Origin of the sequence: Rothia mucilaginosa (assembly GCF_901875305.1) — a bacterium.
GTDB lineage: Bacteria > Actinomycetota > Actinomycetes > Actinomycetales > Micrococcaceae > Rothia.
Genome location: NZ_CABFLY010000002.1, coordinates 294,444 through 318,581, shown reverse-complemented (window position 1 = coordinate 318,581; position 24,138 = coordinate 294,444). Strand labels below are relative to the sequence as shown.

The following is a 24,138-nucleotide window of genomic DNA, read 5'->3' as shown; positions in this document are numbered from 1 at the left end:
GCTAGTTCACCTCCTGATTCCGAGTGGTTTCGGTCTGAGCAGTTTCAGACTGAGCGGTTTCCGGGTAGCCGTCGCGTTCCATGCGGCGGGTCGTCTCCGCGGTCGTGGAGACAATGTAGACCTGCTCCAAATCCTGTAGCAGGCCGGGGTAGCCGACGGGCAGGCGGTCGCTACCGACCTGGGTTTCCATCGCATCGTAGATGTAACGCTGGCTGGGTTCGTCCACGGAGTTTAGCGGCTCGGTCAGAATCAGCACCTGCGCGTCCTGTGCGAGTGCGCGGGCGAGCGCCAGACGCTGACGCTGACCACCGGAGAGGTTCGCGCCTTCGCTGGTGATGCGGGCGGCGAAGTAGTCTTCGGGGTTGCGTCCGCCCAGGCGGTAGGCGATTTCGCGGGAGTCGGTAATCTTCAGCAGTTCCTCATCCTTTGCCTGTGCCAGCTCCTCGTCGGGGTTCGGCACGGTGCCCAGGCGCAGGTGCTCCTGCAGGGTTCCGGCGAAAATCATGGGGTTGGGTTCGCTCAGCAGCACGCGGCGGCCGGTTGCGTCCTTGAGGTCCTCTCCCCCGCGTCGCAGGGCGCGGGCGAGTGCCTCGGCGTAGTCTTGCGCGGTGAGGTTGTAGTCGCGCGGGTTGACGTACACGATGCGCGGGTTGCTTGCACCGGCGGGAGCGACGGGTACGGGCACCTCGAGGCTGCTCGCCTCGACTGCCTGTTCGGCGCGTGCCAGCTGCGCCATTTCTTCGTCGGTGCGCGGGCTCTTCAGCACGCCCTGGCGTACACCCGCGTGGCCTTCGAGGCGGGCGACCTTAGCGAGCGCAATCTTGGCGTATCGCCATGCGGTGAGGAAGTTCTGGGTGATCCAGATGGGGCCGCCCATCATCGCAATAATGGAGGCGACGGTCACCAGGGACGCGGCGGGCGTGTCGGAGACCCAGCGGCCGTTTTCGACGTGGCCGGTGAGGGCGAAGCCGATGCCGAGCAGGGTCACGGTACCGCCGAGTAGCGCGCGGATAAGGAACATCCAGCGGTGTGTCTTTTCGTAGCGCATGTAGCTGTCAAAGACTTCGTCGGTGCCGCGGTGGTAGCGTTCACGCATCTGCTTTTCGGCGCCGAGGCCGGCGATAGTGCGCAGACCGGTGGCGATGTCGGAGGCGCGTGAGGAGGCTTCGCCGTCCTTTTCGCGGTATTCGCCGATTTTGGATTCGAGGAAGGTCGAGTACCAGGCGATCACGCTAACCACGATAATCGTGCCGATGAGGGTGACAACCGCGGTGACGGGGTTGATCAGCCAGAGCTGCACGGCACCGAGGGTCGCGACAATCATGGCGTTGACGAATAGCGGCAGTGAGAAGTAGACGTCCGTAATGCGGCGTACGTCTTTGTTCATGACGGTGACCGCTTCGCCGGAGTCTACGCCAGCGCGGGTGCGCCCCATAAGCCGGTTGATGTAGATGCGCCAGTCGCGGCCAAGTTCCGCGCTGAGGGTCATGGAGGTGCCCCAGCCGAAGAACTCATTGATCACGATGAAGGTGATGGCTGCGATGACCACCCAGAACATGGGCCAGGCGTCGGGGGCTTTGCCAGCGATGTGCTGGTTGATGAATTGACCCACCATGACGGGGATAAGAATCGCACCGGTACCCGCGGTGGTTTCACCCACGATGGGGATTGCCCAGCGGTGCCAGGGGTATTTATGTCCTGGTGCGGTGACGCGCAGGGCGAGGCGCTTTTTGAGGGCTTCCTCTTCCGCTTTGCGCTGTTCGCTACTATTCGGTTCCTCGCTGGTGAGGGTATTGTTCTCATCCGGTTTTTCGGTTGTGTAGTCTACTAAATCGAAGTGCGCCTGACTGGTTGAGACGTTGGTGGTGTAGCCGTCTGGGGTGGTCTCCGGGCCGGTGGTATTCTGTGGCACTGCGCGGTCCCTCCTTCTTCTGTGCGAGCCTCGACCGCCAGCAGTAAGCCCTGTGATGGTGCGGACGGGAGGCCCTCTGTGCATGTTTTAGCGCGGTATAGCGTGGGTGTTCAATGTGTGTTTCCCGGAAGCGAGTGCCGGGTGGATGTCGTGCTGCTACATTGCGTTTGTGACGGGCGCGCCAGTTGTTACCGTACTATTCGTTACATCGAGCCTATCAAAGACGGGCCACATTCGTGGGATTTTCGAGCATATGTACGAAAATGTTTTCGAGTATGGTATTCTTATTCTAACATTCGCGGGTTGTTTCAAGGATAAGAGGTTCGAGACCACACCAATATCGAGCCCGTCCAAGGCATAATTGCTCTGACGCAACGCCGCGCTGGGCCACTTCATTCCCGATACACTGGAGTTCCGATGAGTATTTTGAATTTTCTTTCTCCCTCGCTGGGCGAGAACCCCGGTGATTATAATCGACGCGATTTCAAGGGCAATCCCCTCACCCCCGAAGAGATTTACGAGTCCTTCACCGAGTGGATTTCTACCCGCGGCATGACCCTCTACCCCGCCCAGGACGAGGCCGTTCTGAGCATTGCCGCCGGACATAACGTGGTGCTGGCAACCCCGACCGGTTCGGGTAAGTCCACGGTGGCTGTTGCCGCGCATTTTACGGGCCTGGCGACCGGTCAGCGTTCCTATTACACTGCCCCCATTAAGGCGCTGGTATCCGAGAAGTTCTTCGACCTCATCAATATTTTTGGTGCCGAGAACGTGGGCATGATTACCGGCGACTCCGCCATTAATACGGAGGCGCCGATTATCTGCTGTACTGCAGAGATTCTTGCCAACATTGCCCTGCGTGAGGGCAAGGAGGCGGACCTCCGCCAGGTCATCATGGACGAGTTTCACTTCTACTCCGACCCACAACGCGGCTGGGCGTGGCAGCTTCCCCTGTTGGAGCTTCCGCAGGCGCAGTTCCTGCTGATGAGTGCGACCCTGGGCGATACGACTCGCTTCCAGGAGGAGATGACGGCGCTGACCGGCCGCGAGAGCGACCTGGTGGCGCATTCTGAGCGCCCCATTCCACTGCATTTCTACTACTCCACCACCCCGGTTCAGGAGACCGTGCAGGAGCTCGTGCAGACCAAGCAGACCCCGGTCTACATTGTGCACTTCTCGCAGAAGGCGGCGCTGGAGCAGGCGAATGCACTGCTTTCGGTCGCTATCGCCTCCAAGGAAGATAAGGAACGCATCTCCGAGCTCATCGCGAAGTTCCGCTTCGGTCCGGGCTTCGGTAAGGCGCTGAATAAGCTGGTGCGTGCCGGTATCGGTATTCACCACGCGGGCATGCTGCCCAAGTACCGCCGCCTGGTCGAGCAGCTGGCTCAGGAGGGTCTGCTCAAAGTCATTTGCGGTACCGACACCCTGGGTGTGGGCATTAACGTGCCGATTCGTACCGTGCTCATTACGGCGCTGTCGAAGTTCGATGGTGCACGTAGCCGTCGTCTGCGTGCCCGCGAGTTCCACCAGATTGCTGGACGCGCAGGCCGCGCGGGCTTCGATACCGCCGGCACCGTGGTGGTTCAGGCACCCGAGCACGATATTGAGAACGCGCGTCTGCTTGCTAAGGCTCAGGCGAAGTTCGGTGACGACACTAAGCGCATTAACCAGTCGCTGTCCTCCAAGCGCAAGAAGGCACCGGAAGGCTTCGTTGGCTGGTCCGAGAAGACGTTTGACCAGTTGGTGGCCGCCGCACCGGAGCCGCTGACCTCCTCGTTCGACATCACTCACGCGATGCTGCTGAACCTGATGCACCGCCCGGAAAATCCGGTCGTTGCCGCCTACCGCATCATTCAGGAAAACCACGAGAGCCCCGCGCGCCGCCGCGAGCTGCTACGCAAGGCGATTGGCATCTACAAGGAGCTGCTGACCGGCGGCGTGATTGAGCGCACCGAAACCCCCGATGAGCACGGCTCCTACCTGCGCCTGACCGAGGACCTGCAAGATAACTTTGCTCTGAACCAGCCGCTGTCCGCTTTTGCGGTCGCCGCGTTGGAGCTTCTGGACCCCGAATCGCCCAGCTACGCCCTGGATGCGCTCTCCCTCATCGAGGCAACCCTGGATTCGCCGAACCAAGTGCTGTACGCGCAGGAGCGCAAGGCAAAGAACGAGCTATCGGCCCAGCTGAAGGCAGACGGCGTGGAGTACACCGAACGCATGAACGAGCTGGACAAGGTCACCTACCCGCAGCCGCTGGCAGAGCTGATTGAGCAGGCGTACACGACCTACAAGCAGTCCGCCCCGTGGGTGGCCCGTTTTGAGCCGCGCCCCAAGTCGATTGTGCGTGACATGTACGAACGCGCGATGGGCTTCAATGATTTTGTGCAGTTCTACTCGCTGGAACGTGCCGAGGGCGTGCTTCTGCGTTACCTTTCCGACGCGTACAAGGCGATGCGCCACACCATCCCCGATTCTGCCGTGACCGACGAGCTGGACGACATTATCGAGTGGCTCGGCGAGCTGGTACGCCAGACCGACTCCTCCCTGGTGGACGAGTGGGAGAAGCTGGCTGCCGGCGAAGACACCGCCACCATTACCGCCGAGCACGCCTCCTCCATCGAGGAGGAAGAGCCTCCCGCCGTGACGAAGAACCTGCGCGCCTTCCGCGTGATGGTGCGTAACGCCCTCTTCCGCCGCGTGGAGCTCTTCGCCGACGAACGCGACCGCGCCCTGGGTGTCCTGGACGAGTGGTGCGGGTGGGATGCCGACCGCTGGGCGGACGCCATGGACGACTACTTCGACGTCTACGACGATATCTACACGGACGCCGATGCGCGCTCGCCGCGTCTGGTCAGCATGGATGAGGACACCGCCGCACACCCGGGCGTGTGGAAGGTTCAGCAAAGCTTCGCCGACCCCGAAGATCACTTTGACTTCGGTATTCGTGCCGAGGTTGATCTGGCGGCCTCTGATGAGGCGGGGTACCCGGTGCTGAAGATTCTGAGCGTTGGTGAGTTCTAGAAACACACCCGTCAAACCCCTAGAAGTGGGCTAGAATACAAGGTAACTGCCCACACACATCTATTGATTGAAAGAAGGTTCACCGTTGACCGTTTCTTCGCTTCCCAAGGTTGAGTACCGCAAGGGTTCAGTCGTCAAGCACGACGGCTACGAGATTACTGACCACTGGTTCCAGGTTCCCCTGACCCACGGTCTGATTTTCTCCAAGGGCAAGGATGCCGCTCTCTCTTCCCGTTTTGCGGACCAGACCATCACCGTGTTCGTCCGCGAGGTTGTGAGCACTAATGAAACTCTGACCGTTCCGGCAGATAAGCGCCCCTACATTGTGTACCTGCAGGGCGGTCCCGGTTTCGGTTCGCCGAAGACCGGTTCTATTAGCGGCTGGATTGCTGAGCTGGCCAAGACCCACCGCGTGATTCTGCTGGATCAGCGCGGTACGGGCCTGTCTTCCCCGCTGTCTGCTCGCAACATCACCGCTGTGGGTGACCCGCAGGTTCAGGCTGAGTACACTGAGCTGTTCCGTGCGGACTCCATCATCGCTGACGCTGAGGCTGTCCGCGAGGTGCTACTGGCGGACCGTGCCGATAAGCGCTGGTCCACCATCGGCCAGTCCTTCGGTGGCTTCCTGACCCTGTCCTACCTGTCGTTCGCACCTCAGTCCCTGCGCGACTGCCGCATCACTGCGGGTCTGGCACCGATTCGTACCTCCGTGGACAATGTCTACCAGCACACCTTCGACCGCATGAAGGAGCGCGTCGAGGAGTATTACAGCTGGTTCCCTGAGGATGCCGAGCTGGCAACCCGCATCGCTGAGCACCTACGCACTCATAAGGAGTACCTGCCTACCGGTGAGCGCCTGACCGACCACCGTTTCCAGATGGCCGGTCATTTCCTGGGTGGCCGCTGGCGTGAACGTAATCTGCACTACTTCCTGGAGAGTGCTTTTGCTGAGGGTAACGACCACCTGTCCGATCAGTTCCTGACCGCTATGGGTGCTGAGGTGACCTTCCAGGCGAACCCGCTGTACGCCCTGATGCACGAGACTATTTACGCTGACGGCCCCGCTGACGGCGTTCTGCCCGGCATCCCCGGCTACGAGCTGTCTCCCTCCCCTGCACCGACCAACTGGTCTGCTGCTCGCGTGGCGGCGTCCCGCCCCGAGTTCGCACCGGATGCGGAGAAGCTGCTCTTCACCGGCGAGCACATCTTCCCCTGGTACTACGAGGAGGATCCCGCCCTGCGTCCGCTGGCCGAGGTTGCTAACCTGCTGGCCGAGAAGAAGGACTGGGGTCGCCTGTACGACCACGCACAGCTGCACAAGAATGAGGTTCCCGTGGTGGCTGCGGCGTATAACCCGGACGTGTACGTCGACTTTGAGCACTCTATGGAGACCGCCCGCTGGGTCGGCAACACCCACGTGTGGACTTCGAAGACCCACCACCACGACGGCTTCGGTTCTGACTCGATGACCATTCTGGGTCACCTGAAGAACATGCTGGCTGAGGTTCACAACCAGTAAAACTTTCAATATAGCGAAAGCCCCTCACTCCGGTTGATCCGGTGTGAGGGGCTTTAGCGTGGGCGCTTGAGCTGGACCGCGAGCGTCTCGGCGGCTCAGGCGTTACGGCCGCTTGGCGCTACTTCGAGGAGGCATGCGCATCCTGGGCGGTGCGGGCACGCAGCACGAGGGCGTGGTACTCGTCTTCCTTCTCGATCAGCTCAGCACGCAACTTGGCGGGAATGGCGTTGAGCTTCTTGGTTTCCTGCTGCCAGCGGGCGGTGATGTCCGCGCGCTGGGCGACGGGTGCATCCTCGGGCAGTGCCAGGTACTTCTCGGAGAGCGCCTGGACACGCTGGATGGTCTGCAATGCGCGGCCCTTGGGGCTGAGCAGCGAGGCAAGCACGGTGATGACCAGAACGCCCACGATCACCAACAGGGACATCTCGGTGGTAATCTCAACCACGTGCACGGACTCGCCGTGGTTGATGAACGGCAGGTTGTTCTCGTGCATTGCGTGCAGGATGAGCTTCACACCGATGAACGCGAGGATGGTTGCCAGGCCGTAGGATAGGTAGACGAGGCGGTCCAGCAGGCCGTCAATCAGGAAGTACAGTTGGCGCAGACCCATGAGGGAGAACGCGGTCGCCACGAACACGATGTAGACGGACTGGGTGAGGCCGAAAATCGCGGGAATCGAGTCAAGCGCGAAGAGCAGGTCAGAACCGGCGATAGCGACCATGACGAGCATCATGGGGGTCATGACGCGTTTACCGTTTTCGAGGGTGAAGAGCTTGTCGCCGTCGAAGTGGTCGCTGGTCTTCAGGTACTTTTTGGCGAGGCGAACCATGATGTTATCGGCCTCATCGTCGCCGTCGCCTTCAGTGAGTTCGTCCTTGAGCAGGTTACCCGCGGTCATGAGCAGGACCAGACCGAAAATGTAGAACACCCAGGCGAAGGAGTTGATGATGGCGGCGCCAGCGAAGATAAACGCTCCACGGGCGAAGATGGCGAAGATGATGCCGAAGAGCAGGACCTTCTGCTGATTTTCACGGGCAACGCGAAAGGTGCCCATGATGATCATGAAGACGAAGAGGTTATCGACCGAGAGCGCTTCTTCGGTGATGTAACCCGCGTAGAATTCCGTGGCGGCGGAGGGGCCGTTCGTCACGAAAATGTACAGGCCGAACAGCACGGCGATGCTGATGTAAATCGCCGACCAGATGGCGGCTTCCTTGACGGTGGGTTCGTGCGCCTTACGGACGTGGAACACGAAGTCGAAGGCCAGCAGGCCTGCGATGATGAGAATAGTAACCAACCATTGCAACCCGGTAACTTCCATGGGGAGCCTTTCTTGTGGTGTGCGTACAGGACCACAAGTCTCTCCCGCCGTCCTGAATGGAGGTTGGCTCGACTCCCCGGTTAGGCGCCTTCGGCTAACGTGCTGACGATGAGTCGATTGATGGGATACTCCCTTGCTCGGTGAACGATTATACAGCAGGTTAGGGTTTTCACCCAGGAGCCCCCGGAGGGTTTTCCAAGAGCAGCGGGCACGCAAACGCCGCATCCGGTGGGGTGAATCCGTCAGATGCGGCGTTCTGGGCAACGAATACACGCTATCTAGCTGGCGCTGCTATGAGTTGGCCACAGTGAAGCGGCGGCCCACGTGCTTGGGCTCTTCAGCCTCGTCAATCAGGGCGACAGCAAAGTCCTCGGCGCTAATGAACTCACCTGCGGGGGTGTCCAGTGCGGTGTTGTAGGTGCCGGTGCGCTCACCCGGTGCAATTTCGAACGCCGGGGAGAGCATGGTCCAGTTCAGACCCTCGGAGGCGCGGTACTCGTCGAGAATCTGGGCGAATGCGCTCGCCTCGGGCTTGTACTCTTCGGGAAAGCCTTCGCCGTCAACAAAGCGGTTGCCGTTGCCATCCTCGAGGGAGCCAGCGCCGCCAACGACCAGCAGGCGACCGGCAGGTGCTGCCGCGATCAGTGCGCGGTGTGCGTCGATGACGGGCTGTGCGGAGGTGCCGCGACCTGCAGAGACGGCGACGATGGTGACGTCGTGGTTGTTGACGATGTCGACCAGGGCTGCGGTGTCTGCAATGTCGATGCTGTGGGCGGTGGTGCCTTCGGGTGCCTTGCCGGAGCGGGTGTAGGCGTCAACCTGGTGGCCGCGGGAGATTGCTTCTGCTGCGGTGCGTGCGCCGACCATGCCGGTTGCGCCGATGATTGCGATGTTCATGAGGGGTTCCTTTCGGATGGGTTTCTGACGTTTTTTCTTGCGGTTTTTTCTTGCGGCGTTCCGCGTGATAGTTTTATAGTATCTATTAGAAACCGGATACCTCAAGGTAACTATTGGGGGTTTGAGAAAATATTTAAAAATATTTTTCGCACCCCTCACCACCCCCATAAACAGCCCCTCAGCAGATTGAAAAGACAGCAGCTATGACCATCACGCTCACCTCCCCCGCACGCGAAACCGCAACCACGCACGAAACCGCAGCAACCACCCGCACCCCGCAGGACGACCTGCCCGCCAATATTCTCGCCAGCGCCTGCCCCTCCCGCACCGTGATGCGCCACCTCACCGACCGGTGGACCCCGCTCATTGTTGCGGCACTCTCCGAACAGCCGGTCGCCCGCTTCGGCGAACTCAAGGCGATGATTCAGGGTGTCTCCCCCAAGGTCCTCACCCAGACCCTGCGTTCCATGGAACGCGACGGACTGATAGAACGCCGGGTCACCGCATCCGTTCCGCCACGTGTGGACTACGAACTGACCGCACTCGGAACGACCCTCATTGAGCCGATGACCGCCCTGCGCCACTGGGCGCAGGACAATATGCAAGCGGTACTTGAAGCCCGCGAGCGCTACGACGCCGCGCTAGAAAACGGCGACATGTAAAAAGGCACCGCACAGCAAGCCCACATAAAGGTAACCCTCCCCCGTGAACTATTTACGGGGAGGGCTACCTTTATATTTCATTCAGTTAGGAGACCGTGTTGAACTTAGGAGACCATGTAGAAGGTCGGCGGGGTGAAAGCAATCGCGTTCACCTGCTTGTTCGTATCCAACGTACCGTTCTCCCGAATCGTCGGGACGGTAATAACCACCTCGAACTGGTACATGCCTTCCATGAGCTTATTGCCACGCAACGCAAAACGCGCGGAGATGCCGGTCGCCTGATCGTTCACGCTCGACGCAAACGGAATGACCTGGCCCTGAACGGTCTGAGTCTTGCCACTGCGGGTCATGACGGTTGCCTTGCCGGTCGGGTCAGTGGTGAAGATCTGACGGTCAATGATTTCACCCTCGGGCGAGAAGAAGTAAATGTCCATGGACGGGTGCAGGTGCATGGTGCCGGTCGTCGCCTCCAGAGCGGAGACGTTGTAAGTCATCACGAACTCACCGCAGTTCAGGTTGAGGTCACCTTCGGGGCCGTGAGTCGCCTCGTACACGGACATGAGGCGGATCGTTGCGGGGTTCGGGGAGGTTGCGCTCTCCATGGACCACCACGCCTGACCGGTGACCGGCGCAGTCACGGGCTTGTTCTTGGTGCGCGACCGCAGGGCACCGCTGGCGGGGTTGGTAATCATCCAGCCGCCGACCTGGGTGAAGTCCGGGCCGTGTACCGTCTTGCAATCATCAGCCGAAGCAGCGAATGCGGGCACTGTCGTGGAGGCGACAATAGTGGGCACAGCCCAAAGCGCGCCGCGGGTGAGGTTGCGGCGGGTAACAGAACGAGCTCCCGTGGCGTGTGCGTCTGGAGATTGATTCACAGTAGTCACAGATTTTTCTTTATCATTCGGATGCATCACGGTTTTATTTGACACGTAAAACACTTTGCTAGTGTACAGCATGTATCTGCACCCTTAAGAAAACCAATGGTAATGAATTATCTCATCTGAAAAACCGCAGGTCAACGCCCAAAAAGGCAAGTTTAGGCGTGCCCCGCCTCCTTCATCAAACGCAGCTCTTTCTTCAAATCGGCAAGCTCATCACGCAGACGCGCCGCCAACTCAAACTGCAGGTTCTCCGCAGCCAGGCGCATCTGCTCGTTCATCTCCTCGATGAGGTCCAACAGGTCCTCGGCGGGGGCTGCGGCCAGGCCGTCGGCACGAACGCGCGCCTCCGCACGGGCGAGCAGCTCCTCCGACTCGGGGGTGCTCGTGGCAATCTTCGAAGCCGTCGAAGAGCCCGTCTTCGCGCCCGCCTTCACGGTGCGAGCACCCTTCTTACCGCTCTTACGCTGTTGCAGAAGCTCGCGGGTGTCTTCTTCTTCACGGGCGAGCACATCCGTAATATCGGCAATCTTCTTGCGTAGCGGCTGCGGGTCAATGCCGTGCTCACGGTTGTACGCCTGCTGAATTTCGCGGCGGCGGTTCGTCTCATCAATCGCCACGCGCATAGAATCCGTTATCTTATCGGCGTACATGTGCACCTGACCGGACACGTTACGGGCCGCGCGGCCAATCGTCTGAATCAGCGAGGTGGTCGAGCGCAGGAAGCCTTCCTTATCGGCATCCAGAATCGCAACCAGGGACACTTCGGGCAGGTCCAGGCCCTCACGCAACAGGTTAATGCCGACCAGCACGTCGAAGGTGCCCAGGCGTAGCTCACGCAGGAGTTCCACGCGGCGCAGGGTGTCCACGTCGGAGTGCAGGTACTGCACCTTCACGCCGTGCTGCAGCAGGTACTCGGTCAAATCCTCCGCCATGCGCTTGGTGAGGGTCGTGACCAGCACGCGCTCGTCACGTTCCACGCGCACGCGAATCTCCTCAAGCAGATCATCAATCTGACCCTTGGTCGGCTTGACCACAATCTCCGGGTCGACCAGGCCGGTGGGGCGGATAATCTGCTCCACATAACCGTCAGCCTGCGACAGCTCATACTTACCGGGGGTCGCCGAAAGGTAAATCGTCTGACCGATACGCTCCAGGAACTCTTCCCACTTCAGCGGGCGGTTATCCATCGCCGACGGCAGGCGGAAACCGTGCTCCACGAGGGTGCGCTTGCGGGACATATCACCCTCGTACATGGCGCCAATCTGCGGAACCGTCACGTGCGACTCGTCAATAATCAGCAGGAAATCATCCGGGAAATAATCCAGCAGACAGTTCGGGGCGCTACCGGGGGCACGACCGTCAATGTGGCGCGAGTAGTTCTCGATGCCGTTGCAGAAGCCCATCTGCTCCATCATTTCCAGGTCGTAGGTGGTGCGCATGCGCAGACGCTGCGCCTCCAGCAGCTTGCCCTGGGATTCGAGGGTCTGCAGGCGCTCACGCAGCTCATCCTCAATGGAGGTAATAGCCTTCGCCATGCGCTCCGGGCCGGCAACGTAGTGGCTTGCGGGGAAGACGTACATTTCTTCTTCCTCGCGAATTACCTCGCCGGTCAGCGGGTGCAGGGTGTAAATCGCCTCAATCTCATCACCGAAGAACTCAATGCGGATCGCGTTCTCCTCGTACATGGGGATGATTTCGACGGTATCGCCGCGCACACGGAACGTGCCGCGGTGAAAGTCCATGTCGTTACGCGCGTACTGCATCGCCACGAACTGGCGTAGCAGCTCGTCGCGGTCAATCTCCTCACCGCGACGCAGAGTCACCATCTGTTTAATGTACTCCTCGGGCGTGCCCAGGCCGTAAATGCAGGACACGGTCGCGACCACCACCACGTCACGGCGAGTCAGCAGGGAGTTCGTCGCCGAGTGGCGCAGACGCTCCACCTCCTCATTGATGGAGGAGTCCTTCTCAATGAACGTATCGGTCTGCGGCACGTACGCCTCAGGCTGGTAGTAGTCGTAGTACGAGACGAAATACTCCACCGCATTATTCGGCAGCAGCTCGCGCAGCTCATTCGCCAGCTGCGCCGCCAGCGTCTTATTCTGTACAAGCACCAGGGTCGGACGCTGCACCGCCTCAATCAGCCAGGCTGCGGTCGCCGACTTACCGGTACCGGTAGCACCCATCAGCACAATATCCTTCTCACCGTTCTGAACACGCTCGGTGAGCTCGGCGATAGCCTTCGGCTGGTCGCCGGCGGGCTGGAAGGGGCTGACCACCTCAAAGGGGGCGACAATGCGGTTAATTTCGGGTGCGTAACTCATGTATCCATCCTAGGGGAAAGCCGCCCGATGCGCCCTAGGATTGGTCACCCTTTTCTGCTGGCGCAATAGCTCCAGACACGACAGGTAACAAGCCATCACCATGAAAGTGTTCAATCTCATAAAAGACAGATTGCGTAAGCTAAGAGATTCGCAAGCACGTCATATGCACCCTCACGCAAAAAATATTTTCTGCGCAATAATCCTCTAAATCAACGCCTCGTGACGGAAGCTCCCCGCCCCTGCATACATCACTGCGTATAAGCATCCACATCGCTGAAGATAAGCAACTGCGTATAACAACTTATGACGGGCGCTCCGCACCCACACCCTTTGCCTCTTTGATGTGGCTCACATATGTTAAGAGCGCATACACGCGCAACACGGGACCGCAAGAGCACACGGAAGGACTCCATGAGCACGACTACGGAGGTGACCTCCACCAGCGCACCAACCACCAAGAACGAACACCGTCGTTCCTTCTTCGCTTCCTCCTACCCGCTCGTAATACTTATCGCCCTCATCATTCTGCTGGGCGTCGCCTACCTCTCCCTGGTCACCGGCAGGTACCCGCTCGAATTGGACGAGCTCTTCCGCATTCTCGGCAAGAACTGGTTCGGCATGGACCTGAAAGTCTACAAGCCCGCAGAAAACATGCTACTGACCGTACGCATTCCGCGTCTGCTCGCCGCCGGGCTCATCGGTGCCGCCCTCGCCATTGCGGGCGCTACCTTCCAGGCGGTATTCCGTAACCCGTTGGTTTCCCCGTACCTGCTGGGCGTTTCTCAGGGTGCGTCGGTGGGTGCCGCCTCCGCCATTCTGCTGGGTGTGGGCACGAGCATCGCCATACAGGGTTCCGCCCTCGCCGGCGGCCTCGCGGCAGTACTGCTGACCGTGAGCATTCCGCGTCTGTTGAAGAATCAGTCCACGCTCATGCTGGTGCTCTCCGGTGTGATTGTGGGCGGTTTTGGCACCGCCGCGCTGGGTGCGTTGAAGTTCATTGCAAACCCTGAAACTCAGCTGGCGCAGATCGTGTTCTGGCAGATGGGCTCCCTGCAGGACGTACGCGCGGAGGCACTCACCCAGTTTGCGTTGGTGGCGGTGCCCTGCATCCTGCTGCTCTTGGCGATGCGTTGGCGCATCAATATCCTCTCGCTCGGCGACGATGAGGCGCGCACCCTCGGCATTAACCTGACCCGCACCCGCGGTATCACCATTCTGCTGGCAACCCTGGTGACCGCGACCAGCGTGTGTATTGGCGGCCCGATTTCTTGGGTGGGTTTGGTCATTCCGCACCTGTGCCGCCTGCTGGTCGGTAGTGACACGACCAAGCTCATGCCGCTGTCCGTTCTGATGGGTGCTTCGTTCATGATGTTCGTCGATACCCTGGCCCGTAGCCTCACCAGTGCGGAGGTGCCTCTGAGCGTGCTGACCGGCTTCATTGGCACCCCCCTGTACGTGGTACTGCTGCTGTTTGGAAAGGTTCGGGTGAAGTAATGTCGTCTTCCATTCCTGATACTCAGCACAGCCCCGATATTCAGCACAGCGCGGATGCGAACGCAGAGGTTCTGCTGCGCCTGGACGATGCGGGCTTCCGTTACGGTCACCGGGGCGGGCGCATCAATCGCCGCAGCGCCGGTCTGCACCGTTCCGGGAACCGCTCCAGCCGCTGGATTTTCCGCAACGTGAACCTGCAGGTGCGACGCGGTGAGGTCCTCGCCATTCTGGGCCGCAACGGTGTGGGTAAGTCCACCCTGTTGAACTGCCTGATTGGTTTGCATTCGCTCACCGAGGGCACCGTCCGCCTGGGCGGTGAGCCGCTGGATTCTTTGACCGCGACTGAGCGTGCCCGCCGCATCGCCTACCTTCCGCAGATGGAGGGGCGCGGCATCTCCTACACCGTGACCGAGTACCTGCTGATGGGTCGCGCACCCTATATCGGGTTGTTCTCTTCACCCTCGCGCCGTGACCGTGAGCAGGTGCACACCGTGATGGAGGAGCTGGGTCTACTCGACCTGGCGCGCTCCCCGTTGGATCAGTTGTCCGGCGGTCAGCGTCAGCAGGTGGGTATTGCCCGAACCCTGGTGCAAGACGCCCCGCTCATCGTTTTGGACGAGCCGACGAGCGCCCTCGATGTGGCGAATCAGGCGAAGGCTCTGCGGAAGATTCGGCAGCTGCGCGATGCCGGGTACGGGGTCATCTTCACGACCCACAACCCGGATCACGCCCTCATTCTGGATGCGACCGTCGCCCTGCTTAGCGCACACGATATACCCGATACCGCGCCAGACACCGCGCCAGACGCAGCGCCGCAGGTATCTGCGCATGCGCCGGCTCAGCTGTTGACGGGCCGCGCATCCGAGGTACTCACGAGCGATGTTCTTTCTCGCACCTTCGCCACAGATTTGTCGGTGGTGTATTCACCGGAGCTGGGGCGTTCCAGCGTGCACATTACCACTCTCGATTCATAGGTTCCCTCTCACACATTCATAGGAGTTCTCATGGCTTCTTCCCGCCTCACCTCGGCTCTTGCCCTTTCCTCAGCTGCGTTGATGCTGGTGCTCTCCGGTTGCGGCGCAACGAATACCACCTCGTCTTCGTCTGCTTCGGCTTCTTCGTCAGTTAGCGCGTCGGCTTCTTCATCTGCGAGCGCTCAGAACGGCTACAACGGGGCTGCGGCTACCGACCACACCAGCTTCTTCGTGAAGGATAACGGCGACGGCACTAAGGTCATTAAGGATGTTGACGGTCAGGAAGTGACGATTCCTGTCACTCCGGAGCGTGTGGCAAACCTGTGGCATGCGAATAACCAGGTGATTCTTACCCTCGGCGGCGCCCCGAAGCTTAGTGCAACTACTCACTACGTGACGACGATTCCGTGGTTCCGTCAGGTATACCCGGATATTACGAAGGTTCCGGCCCCGATTGCCGCCAATAACGACCTCAATATGGAGGCTCTGCTGGCCACTAAGCCCGATGTGGTGCTGGTGTCGAGCGAGAAGCAGGCTGAGGCTGTGCGCCAGGCGGGACTGACCGCCGTACGTGTGGGTTTTAGCGATATGAACGGCCTGATGCAGACGGTGAATCTGACGGCGGAAGTTCTAGGTACTCAGGGCGCCTATGAGCGTGCCCAGAAGTACAACGCGTACATGCAGAAGAACCTGAAGCTGATTGAGGAACGTCTGAAGGACCTGCCCGATAGCGAGCGCCCGAAGGTGATGCATATCGGTAGCGGCACGAAGGTTCAGAATGTCTCTGGTAGCGGCATCGTGATTGATGAGTGGATTAAGATTGCTGGCGGTCAGAATGTTGCTGCTGATCAGAAAGGCATGAAGGACGTGTCTATGGAGCAGATTACCGCGTACGCTCCTGAAGTGATCATTATTGGCGGTGACGCATCCGCGAAGGGTGTTCAGACGATTAAGTCTGATGCGGCATGGAAGGACATCCCGGCGGTGAAGAACGACAAGGTGATCCGTAACCCGTACGGCACGTTCAACTGGGATCGCTATTCCACTGAGGAAGCCTTGCAGGTGCTGTGGGCTGCGAAGACTCTGCATCCTCAGAAGTTCACCGATATTGACATGGTGAAGGAAACCCAGGAGTTCTACTCCACTTTCTTTGGCTATTCCTTAAGCGCTGATGATGCACAGCGCATCCTCGCCGGTGAGGCTCCCGAAGGCTACACCGCTTAGACCTTGTTCTGGGCGCTTCTCCCCTGCCGGTGGGGACCCTACCGGTGGGGAGATTCTCCTCAGAGTTTCACACATATTTGAAAGATATACGATGACTACTTTTCGTTCTGGTATTGCGCTGACGGCAGCTTTGATGCTGGCGGCGCTGACAGGTTGCGGTGCGGCGAATACCGCTTCCTCCTCTCCGAGTACTTCTGTGTCCTCGAGCGTATCTGCGGCGTCCTCGTCTGTAGCATCCTCTCAGGCGTGGAAGGATCTAGTCTCCGCCACCGGTGTTGAGATTACCTACAATGCGGACGGTTCGCGTGTGCTGACCGATAACAGCGGCCAGAAAGTTGAGCTACCCGCTACCGTTGATCGCATCGCAAACCTGTGGGATGCGAACAACCAGGTGATGCTGTTGCTTGGCTCCTCCGATCATATTGTGGCGACTACCCAGCAGATTTCGAAGATGCCCTGGTTTAAGAAGGTTCAACCGAAGATTACTCAAGCATCCACTCCTGTCTCCGGCACCGATTTGAACGTTGAGGAGTTGCTGAAGGCTAAGCCGGACGTCGTGGTATCCATTGACAAAACTCAGGTTGAAAAGGCGCGAGCTGCGGGCCTGACCACTGTGCAGCTGGGCTTCCAGGATTTCGCGGGTCTGAAGAAGAACGTGGTCATGACCGCGGAGGTGCTCGGTACCGACCAGGCGCGCTCGCAGGCTATCAAGTACATTACCTACCTTGAGAAGAACCTGAAGTTCGTGAGCGAACGCACCGCTTCCTTGAGCGATGACCAGCGTCCGAAGGTGTTGCACATTGCTGGCGGCTCCGACGTGACGAAGGTCGACGGTTCCAATTCAATCATCGGTGAGTGGATGAAGGCTGCCGGCGCGAAGAACTCGATTGACGGCGTGGCCAACTATAAGAACATCTCGCTGGAGCAGATTATCGCCTCTGCGCCGGATGCCATTATCGTCGGCAATTCTGACGCGCAGCAGGGCATTGACGCCATTAAGGCTGACGCTGCGTGGAAGGACGTTCCCGCCGTCAAGAATGACAAGCTGTACCGCAACCCGGTAGGCACTTTCAAGTGGGACCGATACTCCACCGAGGAAGCCCTGCAGCTGCTGTGGGCTGGCAAGACCCTGCATCCCGAGCTGTTTACCGATGTTGACCTGGTCAAGGAGACCCGCGAGTTCTACTCGACCTTCTACGGCTACCAGCTCACCGAAGATGACGCCCAGCGCATCCTAGCTGGGCAGAACCCGGCGTCCTAATCCCCCGGGCTCGTTTTAGATTTCCGGCGGTGGTTTGGGTGGCACGCAAGAGATGCGGTAGAGGTGCCCTATCTCTTGTGAAGGGCGTATCCCTAGCACGCCTACCCCACCCAGGCCGCCACCGGGTTATTCAACTATCCGTTGTACACCACAGAAAGACACACCATGAAGATTACGAAGCTCCACACCGGCATTGCCCTGACCACGTCCCTGCTGTTGGCTGCGCTGACCGGTTGCGGTGCCGCTAACACCGCGTCTTCGTCCTCCTCCGCAGCTGCTTCCTCCTCGGTCTCAGCACCGGCATCGAGCAACTCAGCGCAGAAGCACACCAGCTTCTTCGTGAAGGACAACGGTGACGGCACCAAGGTCATTAAGGACATTGATGGCAAGGAGGTCACCGTCCCGACTCACCCCGAGCGCATCGCTGACCTGTGGCACGCTAACAACCAGATCGTTCTGCTGCTGGGCGGTGCCGACAAGCTGTCCGCTACCACCACCGCTGTGAAGTCCCTCGAGTGGTTTAAGCAGGTTCACCCCGGTATTGACAAGGTCGACGCCCCGGTGAAGGGCACCGACGTGAACATGGAGCAGCTGCTGGCTGACAAGCCTGACGTTGTGCTGGCTTCTTCGAAGGACCAGATTTCCAAGACCTCCGCTGCCGGCATCCCCTCCGTGCACGTTGAGTTCCAGAACTTCGCTGACCTGAAGCGCACCGTTGAGCTGACCGCTGAGGTCATCGGCACCAACGACGCTATCGACCGCGCGAACAAGTACCTGGCTTACCTGGAGAAGAACGAGAACCTGATCAAGGAACGTCTGAAGGACGTCAAGGGGAACCCGAAGGTTCTGCACATCTCCGGCGGTTCCGACCTGACCAAGGTGGATGGCTCCAAGTCCCTGATTGGTGAGTGGATGAAGCTGGCAGGCGCCACCAACTCCCTCGACGGTGTGGAGAACCTGAAGAACGTCTCGGTTGAGCAGATTATTGCCTCGCAGCCGGAGTACATCATCATTGGCGGCGCGGACGCTCAGAAGGGCGTTGACGCGATTAAGGCTGACGCCGCGTGGGCTGACGTTCCCGCAGTAAAGAATGGCAAGATCATTAAGAACCCGGTCGGCACCTTCAACTGGGACCGCTACTCCGCTGAGGAAGCTCTGCAGATTCTGTGGGCCGCTAAGCAGTTCCACCCCGAGCAGTTCAAGGATGTTGATCTGGTCAAGGAGACCCGCGAGTTCTACTCGACCTTCTACGGCTACAACCTGACCGATGATGAGGCGCAGCGCATCATCAACGGCCAGGGCCCCGCAAAGTAGCCCTGCAGCTCGCTAGTTCGCTAGTTTTGTAGCTATCCCCGCCGGCTTTGCCAAGATTCTTCTACCGAGGCTCTTCGTCTAGAGCTCTTGTGGAGCCTCTGGAACCTCAGTCAAGCCGGCGGGGCCTCAAGATTTTCTCTCTTCTTCTCTCTATTAATTCCTGTGTGCGAATACCGCCCGGTATCGCGGCTACGGCCGTGACACCGGGCGGTATTTTGCGCTCTTCAGGTCAGGGGCTGATATGAGGAACCGAGTGGTTAACGAATCTCGACGGTGGCGCCAGCGAGGCTCATCATCGCCCTATTCGTCAGCGGCAGGTAGCCATTCAGAGCGCTCAAAATCAGCTGCATCGTGCGTTCCTCGTCTTCTGCACTCAGGCCCGCGGGAATACCCACTCCCGGAGTGTTGATGCGCTGTTTGTACAGGTCAATCACCGCGCACACGGTGCGGCCGGGGGCGCGCACAACCGGAAGCATGCCGCTGTGGGTGCGGGTCCGCAGACCTCCGGTGGAGGTGACCTCCGCTGCGCGCACATCCGGCAAGATAAAGCGCCCGTCCACGAAGGGGCTCAGGGAATCCATGCCCCAAGGCTCGGGAACATCCAGCGAGGTTGGGAGGGGTTCTCCCGTTTTCGCGGTTACGGCCACGTAGCGTACCTGCCGGTCCATGGCGTTCAGGTAGTCCAGCTCAGCGAACTCCTCGATACGGTAGTTCTCTGAGATTCCGGAAGCATCCACGGTGCGGCTCGTCATCTCCTCGTCATGGAAGCTGGCCACGCACACGCGCGGGGCGCCACGCTCCACTCGAGCCCGGCACCTGTAGTCGTCGTCGAGGAGCCAGAGGGACAGCTCGTAGCCGTCGGGGATATCGCGCACACCGGAAGCAAGTAGAACTTCGCTGCCATTCAGGGAGAAAGGTTCCCACCCGATTGGTTCGAAGGCGTTGAGGGCACCGTTCAGGGCGGGGTTGCAGGAGCCGAGGCTCGGGGACTGTTCGGCGGGGGCAAACGCCTCGGTGGAGGGCATGGAAACGGTCAGGCCGTGCAGGCGACCGGCCATGCAGAGTTCGATGGCCATGAGCAGGTGCCCGGCCCCCTCACGGCTGAGCGCCGGAGCCTGGATGAGGTGAAGCATCCGTGAGTTGTCGAGGCTGAGCTTCTCCCCCACACCGCGGGCGGCATTGGAGTAGCGGTTGTGCAGGCGCACGAGCTCGTCAAGAGGTAGCGTTCGACCCACGGATGCGAAGGCCTCAGCGATAGCCGCCACGTGCTGGGGGAAGAGGCGGCTGAGGCGGCCTAGCTGGCGGGCGAACTCGCCGGGGCGGCGGGTAAGTACGCCCAGGAGGGTGCCAAGGTTCTGCTTGCGGTAAGCGTCGAGGAGTTGCGCGACGGTCGCCGGTTCAAGCTGGGTGGGAGCTCCCGCGGTCTTCTGCTGACGGGTGAGGGTTGCCGCCCTTCCCGTTGCGTTGGCGGGTTCCTCTGGTCCATGGGGGATGATGCCCTGTTGCGCCACACTATCACGACCTCAGATCTTGGATGAGTCTATTAGCACTCCTTTCACCCTATCAACAACGACGGGCAATTACTAGGGTTAGAGTAACTATTAACTAAGGTTAAGCTTTCTTTTGGGTTGCGGTGGCTTATGCGGGTGACTTAGCGGCTAGATTTTTAGAAACAGCCAGATCCTTAGGCCGGAAGGTCCACCCAGCGAGTCTCACCCCAGGTCACGCTCGCCGCGCCCGAGCTGAGGCTCACCACCAGCTCCTCCGCACGCGCCAGCTCCTCCACACGGTCAAACACGCCCACCGAGATGTCCGCGCCCTCCGCGCCGTACTCGGTGCCCAGCACATTCAGACCCGCGGTGCGCATATCGTTCTCCAGGCGACCCGCCTCCGCGTGCGAGCTGGGTACCTGACCCACGCGCAGACGCTCATGCGAGTCGAACTGCGCCGAGTCCAGGGTCTGCACCACCGCATCCGTGTAGGCACGCACCAGGCCACCCGCCCCCAGCTTAATGCCGCCGAAGTAGCGCACGACCACGGCAACCACATCAGACAGGTCAGCGGTGCCGTCCTCACGGGTCTGACGCGCCAGCAACGCCTGCATCATCGGCACACCGGCGGTACCGGCGGGCTCACCGTCATCCGAGGAACGCTGAATATCGCGGTCGGCGCCAATCACGAACGCCGAACACACGTGGCGGGCATCGTGGTAGGTCTTGCGCACCGATTCGATGTAGGCGCGGGCCTCCTCAACGGTGTTCACGCGCTTGATGTGACCGATAAATTCGCTACGCTTAATTTCGAGGAGGCTCTCATAGGGCTCATCGCCGCGCGGCACAAGGTAGCGGTTAGCGCGGGTTTCTTCCTGCATGTATCCTCCTCTAATCAGTACCTATCTATTGTGGCACAGCCCGTCAGGAGCCCCGTCCCATGTCCAAGCAATCCTCACCCGCCTCTTCGGCTAAGCCCGTGCGCCGTTACGCCCTCACCGGCGGTATCGGCAGCGGCAAGAGCACCATCGCCTCCCTTTTCGTGGAGCAGGGTGCGTTCCTGGTGGATGCGGACGCTATCTCCCGCTCCCTCATGGAACCCGGCGAGGAGGTGCTCGCCCGCACGGTCGCCGTGTTCGGTGAGCATCTGCTCGATGAGGACGGCCGCCTCAACCGCCCCGCCCTGGCGCGTATCGTGTTCAATGATGAGCAGGCACGCCTGCGCCTGAACGCGATTGTGCACCCCGCTATTCGTGAGCGTGCCGCGCAACTGGTGGAGCAGGCGCAGTCCGACCCCAGTTTCAGCGGCGTGGTGCTGGAGGATATTCCGCTACTCGTGGAGACCGGTGACCCGTCCGCTTTTGAGGGCGTGGTCGTGGTGCACACTCCCCTGGCGACTCGCCTGCAGCGCCTGGTCTCTTCGCGCGGCATGAGTGAGGAGGATGCGCGCGCCCGCATCGCCGCGCAGGCCACCGACGAGCAGCGTGAGGCGGTCGCCACCTGGATTATCGATAATGGCGGCTCGCTGGAGGAGACCGCCCAGCAGGTGCGCACCGTGTGGCAGCAAATGACCACCGCCTAAAAATCCCTCAACACCCGGCACCCAAAACCTATCCCGGAGCCCAACCTCCCGATAACGCAAAGAACCCCCTCACCTCCCAAACGGGAGATGAGGGGGTTCCCCTGCTCTAGGCACCCCACGCGGGGGTTACCTATCGGCTATTACGCCTGATGAGTGCTCATCTGAGCGGCAGATTAGTTGCCGGTCAGCTTCTTGCGGAGCTCAGCCAGTGCCTCATCCGATGCGAGGGTACCTGCAGATGCGGGCTCCTCGGAGGAGTAGGAGGTCGGTGCGGGCTCAGCTGCTGCGGGAGCTGCTGCTGCAGCCTCTGCGTCAGCCTCGAGAGCCTTAGCAACCTGAACCTTGTGAGCCTCGAAGCGAGCCTGTGCCTCTGCGTACTGTGCTTCCCAAGCCTCGCGCTGTGCGTCGAAGCCTTCCAGCCACTCGTTAGCCTCGGGGTCGAAGCCCTCGGGGTACTTGTAGTTGCCAGCCTCGTCGTACTCTGCGGCCATGCCGTACAGAGCGGGGTCAAACTCGGTAGCGTTGGGGTCAACGCCCTCGTTTGCCTGCTTGAGGGACAGGGAGATGCGGCGGCGGTCCATGTCGATGTCGATGATCTTGACGAAGACCTCTTCACCAACGGAGACGACCTGCTCAGCCAGGTCAACGTGGCGGGTTGCCAGCTCGGAGATGTGGACGAGGCCCTCAATGCCGTCCTCAACGCGCACGAATGCACCGAAGGGAACGAGCTTGGTGACCTTGCCGGGAACAATCTGGCCCAGAGCGTGGGTGCGGGCGAATGCCTGCCACGGGTCTTCCTGGGTTGCCTTGAGCGACAGGGAGACGCGCTCGCGGTCCAGGTCCACCTCGAGAACCTCGACGGTGACGGGCTGGCCAACCTCGACAACCTCGGAGGGGTGGTCGATGTGCTTCCAGGACAGCTCGGAAACGTGAACCAGACCGTCCACGCCACCCAGGTCCACGAATGCACCGAAGTTGACGATGGAGGAGACAACGCCCTCGCGGACCTGACCCTTCTCCAGCTCGTTGAGGAAGGAGGAGCGGACTGCAGACTGGGTCTCTTCCAGGTATGCACGGCGAGACAGAACAACGTTGTTGCGGTTCTTGTCCAGCTCGATAATCTTAGCTTCGAGCTGCTGGCCGATGTAGGGAGCGAGGTCGCGGACACGGCGCATCTCGACGAGGGATGCGGGCAGGAAGCCGCGCAGACCGATGTCGAGGATGAGGCCGCCCTTGACAACCTCGATAACGGTGCCGGTGACGACGCCGTCGTTTTCCTTGATCTTCTCGATGTCGCCCCATGCACGCTCGTACTGTGCGCGCTTCTTGGAGAGGATCAGGCGACCTTCCTTGTCCTCCTTGGTGAGGACGAGTGCCTCAACCTCGGAGCCGAGCTCGACAACCTCGGAGGGGTCAATGTCGTGCTTGATGGACAGCTCGCGGGAGGGGATGACGCCTTCGGTCTTGTAACCGATGTCGAGCAGAACCTCATCGTGGTCGATCTTGACGACCTGGCCGGAGACGAGATCGCCGTCGTTGAAGACCTTGATGGTCTTGTCGACAGCCTCGAGGAATGCCTGCTCGTCGCCGATGTCGTTAATTGCGACCTGAGGGATGTTGGTGCTCATGTAGTGAGGGCTCCAATTGGATTTCTAATAGGTCGACGCCGCCGGTTCGCCGTTCGACTCCCCCGTGCGGAGGCGCCGGCCGGCTCACTTTTTCACTCCGGTACGCACGGCATAGGGCCGCGAACACCATGACTTGGGATGAGGAAACGTCGAGCTGACGGATACTTACAATGTGTACCGCCACCGAAGCGAAGACGCTTCAGCAGGTGCACGGAAGATATAACTCGTTTTTCTGGAAGGTTATTCCCGTAAAACGGGTGCAAAAACCCGTACATTGGTACACGCGATTAACAGTCTACGGGAATCCCGGGCGTGTCGTCAATGGATGCGCGCCCGAGATTACCCACTTATTTGGGGCTTTTGAGATGGGGGTTGCGGGACGGCGTTCGTCCTCGTTCCTCTCAACACGGGAGGGGCGGGGCGCCGCATATTTCCTCCGCGCCTACGCAGGGGCACCCGTCACCCGGACGCTCCGCTTCCTCCTTGCTTCGCTGCGGAGAGCGTCCGGGCTGACACCCTGAGGGCGCATCCGGAAAACGCGGCCGCACCCGCACTGTGCCCCAGCGCGGAAAGGCGGTATCGTCCGAAAGTGACATCAGGGTGCCCGAAGCGAAGCGAGGGCGGGTCCCCTGTA

General features: G+C 60.3%; 17 protein-coding genes. 9 read left to right on the top strand and 8 right to left on the bottom strand.

Going from position 1 to position 24,138, the window contains the following annotated elements:
* Position 1 precedes the first annotated feature (1 nt).
* Positions 2 to 1,912 carry an ABC transporter transmembrane domain-containing protein gene (locus JX292_RS03445; RefSeq protein WP_239653619.1) on the bottom strand — a complete coding sequence of 637 codons (1,911 nt, stop codon included), beginning with the start codon at positions 1,910 to 1,912 and terminating at the stop codon, positions 2 to 4.
* A gap of 417 nt (positions 1,913 to 2,329) precedes the next feature.
* Between JX292_RS03445 and JX292_RS03440 the strand changes: the two genes are divergently transcribed.
* Both JX292_RS03440 and JX292_RS03435 read left to right on the top strand, forming a co-directional pair.
* Positions 2,330 to 4,933, top strand: coding sequence for a DEAD/DEAH box helicase (locus JX292_RS03440; RefSeq protein ID WP_204861465.1), 2,604 nt, complete (start codon positions 2,330 to 2,332; stop codon positions 4,931 to 4,933).
* A gap of 85 nt (positions 4,934 to 5,018) precedes the next feature.
* Entirely contained in the window at positions 5,019 to 6,452 is a 1,434-nt protein-coding gene (locus tag JX292_RS03435; protein WP_239653618.1) for an alpha/beta fold hydrolase, read from the top strand.
* 118 nt (positions 6,453 to 6,570) lie between these two features.
* Here the strand turns inward: JX292_RS03435 and JX292_RS03430 are convergent, their stop codons facing one another.
* Together JX292_RS03430 and JX292_RS03425 are read right to left on the bottom strand one after the other, a co-directional pair.
* A complete protein-coding gene (locus JX292_RS03430; protein ID WP_204861461.1) occupies positions 6,571 to 7,773 on the bottom strand; it encodes a TerC family protein in 1,203 nt (400 codons plus the stop codon).
* Positions 7,774 to 8,064: 291 nt separating this feature from the next.
* Entirely contained in the window at positions 8,065 to 8,670 is a 606-nt protein-coding gene (locus tag JX292_RS03425; RefSeq protein WP_204861459.1) for an NAD(P)-dependent oxidoreductase, read from the bottom strand.
* 203 nt (positions 8,671 to 8,873) lie between these two features.
* Between JX292_RS03425 and JX292_RS03420 the strand changes: the two genes are divergently transcribed.
* Positions 8,874 to 9,332, top strand: coding sequence for a winged helix-turn-helix transcriptional regulator (locus JX292_RS03420; RefSeq protein ID WP_430538700.1), 459 nt, complete (start codon positions 8,874 to 8,876; stop codon positions 9,330 to 9,332).
* Positions 9,333 to 9,436: 104 nt separating this feature from the next.
* Here JX292_RS03420 and JX292_RS03415 read toward each other — a convergent pair whose 3' ends face one another.
* Positions 9,437 to 10,216, bottom strand: coding sequence for an ornithinee aminotransferase (locus JX292_RS03415; protein ID WP_239653617.1), 780 nt, complete (start codon positions 10,214 to 10,216; stop codon positions 9,437 to 9,439).
* Between the two features lie 152 nt (positions 10,217 to 10,368).
* On the bottom strand, positions 10,369 to 12,537 hold the full coding sequence (gene uvrB / locus JX292_RS03410) for an excinuclease ABC subunit UvrB (protein ID WP_204861454.1): 2,169 nt from the start codon (positions 12,535 to 12,537) through the stop codon (positions 10,369 to 10,371).
* A 411-nt stretch (positions 12,538 to 12,948) separates the two neighbouring features.
* Here uvrB and JX292_RS03405 point away from each other — a divergent pair, with 411 nt between their 5' ends.
* The 5 genes from JX292_RS03405 to JX292_RS03385 all read left to right on the top strand — a co-directional run bounded on the left by JX292_RS03405 (position 12,949) and on the right by JX292_RS03385 (position 18,804).
* On the top strand, positions 12,949 to 14,031 hold the full coding sequence (locus JX292_RS03405; protein ID WP_239653616.1) for a FecCD family ABC transporter permease: 1,083 nt from the start codon (positions 12,949 to 12,951) through the stop codon (positions 14,029 to 14,031).
* The gene (locus JX292_RS03400; protein WP_204861452.1) at positions 14,031 to 15,005 is read left to right on the top strand and encodes an ABC transporter ATP-binding protein; all 975 of its coding nucleotides are present in this window, start codon (positions 14,031 to 14,033) and stop codon (positions 15,003 to 15,005) included. Before JX292_RS03405 ends, JX292_RS03400 begins: the two co-directional genes overlap by 1 nt.
* A 30-nt stretch (positions 15,006 to 15,035) precedes the next feature.
* Positions 15,036 to 16,229, top strand: coding sequence for an ABC transporter substrate-binding protein (locus JX292_RS03395; protein ID WP_204861450.1), 1,194 nt, complete (start codon positions 15,036 to 15,038; stop codon positions 16,227 to 16,229).
* Positions 16,230 to 16,320: 91 nt separating this feature from the next.
* The gene (locus tag JX292_RS03390) at positions 16,321 to 17,490 is read left to right on the top strand and encodes an ABC transporter substrate-binding protein (protein WP_239653615.1); all 1,170 of its coding nucleotides are present in this window, start codon (positions 16,321 to 16,323) and stop codon (positions 17,488 to 17,490) included.
* 165 nt (positions 17,491 to 17,655) lie between these two features.
* Positions 17,656 to 18,804, top strand: a complete 1,149-nt coding sequence (locus JX292_RS03385) for an ABC transporter substrate-binding protein (RefSeq protein WP_239653614.1) — start codon at positions 17,656 to 17,658, stop codon at positions 18,802 to 18,804.
* A 257-nt stretch (positions 18,805 to 19,061) separates the two neighbouring features.
* On the opposite strand, the gene JX292_RS03380 is transcribed toward JX292_RS03385, so the two are convergent.
* Together JX292_RS03380 and JX292_RS03375 are read right to left on the bottom strand one after the other, a co-directional pair.
* Entirely contained in the window at positions 19,062 to 20,315 is a 1,254-nt protein-coding gene (locus JX292_RS03380; protein ID WP_204861448.1) for a 2-oxoglutarate dehydrogenase, read from the bottom strand.
* A gap of 173 nt (positions 20,316 to 20,488) precedes the next feature.
* Positions 20,489 to 21,175 carry an IMPACT family protein gene (locus tag JX292_RS03375; protein ID WP_204861447.1) on the bottom strand — a complete coding sequence of 229 codons (687 nt, stop codon included), beginning with the start codon at positions 21,173 to 21,175 and terminating at the stop codon, positions 20,489 to 20,491.
* A 59-nt stretch (positions 21,176 to 21,234) separates the two neighbouring features.
* Here JX292_RS03375 and coaE point away from each other — a divergent pair, with 59 nt between their 5' ends.
* Positions 21,235 to 21,876 carry a dephospho-CoA kinase gene (coaE, locus tag JX292_RS03370; protein WP_204861446.1) on the top strand — a complete coding sequence of 214 codons (642 nt, stop codon included), beginning with the start codon at positions 21,235 to 21,237 and terminating at the stop codon, positions 21,874 to 21,876.
* Positions 21,877 to 22,049: 173 nt separating this feature from the next.
* Here coaE and rpsA read toward each other — a convergent pair whose 3' ends face one another.
* Positions 22,050 to 23,504, bottom strand: a complete 1,455-nt coding sequence (gene rpsA / locus JX292_RS03365; RefSeq protein ID WP_049334100.1) for a 30S ribosomal protein S1 — start codon at positions 23,502 to 23,504, stop codon at positions 22,050 to 22,052.
* Between the last annotated feature and the right edge of the window lie 634 nt (positions 23,505 to 24,138).

Bases quoted from the DNA above. Each gene is read 5' to 3' on its own strand.
- JX292_RS03440 (WP_204861465.1), top strand. From the start codon at position 2,330: ATGAGTATTTTGAATTTTCTTTCTCCCTCGCTGGGCGAGAACCCCGGT.
- JX292_RS03430 (WP_204861461.1), bottom strand. From the start codon at position 7,773: ATGGAAGTTACCGGGTTGCAATGGTTGGTTACTATTCTCATCATCGCA.
- JX292_RS03425 (WP_204861459.1), bottom strand. From the start codon at position 8,670: ATGAACATCGCAATCATCGGCGCAACCGGCATGGTCGGCGCACGCACC.
- JX292_RS03420 (WP_430538700.1), top strand. From the start codon at position 8,874: ATGACCATCACGCTCACCTCCCCCGCACGCGAAACCGCAACCACGCAC.
- uvrB (WP_204861454.1), bottom strand. From the start codon at position 12,537: ATGAGTTACGCACCCGAAATTAACCGCATTGTCGCCCCCTTTGAGGTG.
- JX292_RS03405 (WP_239653616.1), top strand. From the start codon at position 12,949: ATGAGCACGACTACGGAGGTGACCTCCACCAGCGCACCAACCACCAAG.
- JX292_RS03400 (WP_204861452.1), top strand. From the start codon at position 14,031: ATGTCGTCTTCCATTCCTGATACTCAGCACAGCCCCGATATTCAGCAC.
- JX292_RS03395 (WP_204861450.1), top strand. From the start codon at position 15,036: ATGGCTTCTTCCCGCCTCACCTCGGCTCTTGCCCTTTCCTCAGCTGCG.
- JX292_RS03390 (WP_239653615.1), top strand. From the start codon at position 16,321: ATGACTACTTTTCGTTCTGGTATTGCGCTGACGGCAGCTTTGATGCTG.
- JX292_RS03385 (WP_239653614.1), top strand. From the start codon at position 17,656: ATGAAGATTACGAAGCTCCACACCGGCATTGCCCTGACCACGTCCCTG.
- JX292_RS03375 (WP_204861447.1), bottom strand. From the start codon at position 21,175: ATGCAGGAAGAAACCCGCGCTAACCGCTACCTTGTGCCGCGCGGCGAT.
- coaE (WP_204861446.1), top strand. From the start codon at position 21,235: ATGTCCAAGCAATCCTCACCCGCCTCTTCGGCTAAGCCCGTGCGCCGT.
- rpsA (WP_049334100.1), bottom strand. From the start codon at position 23,504: ATGAGCACCAACATCCCTCAGGTCGCAATTAACGACATCGGCGACGAG.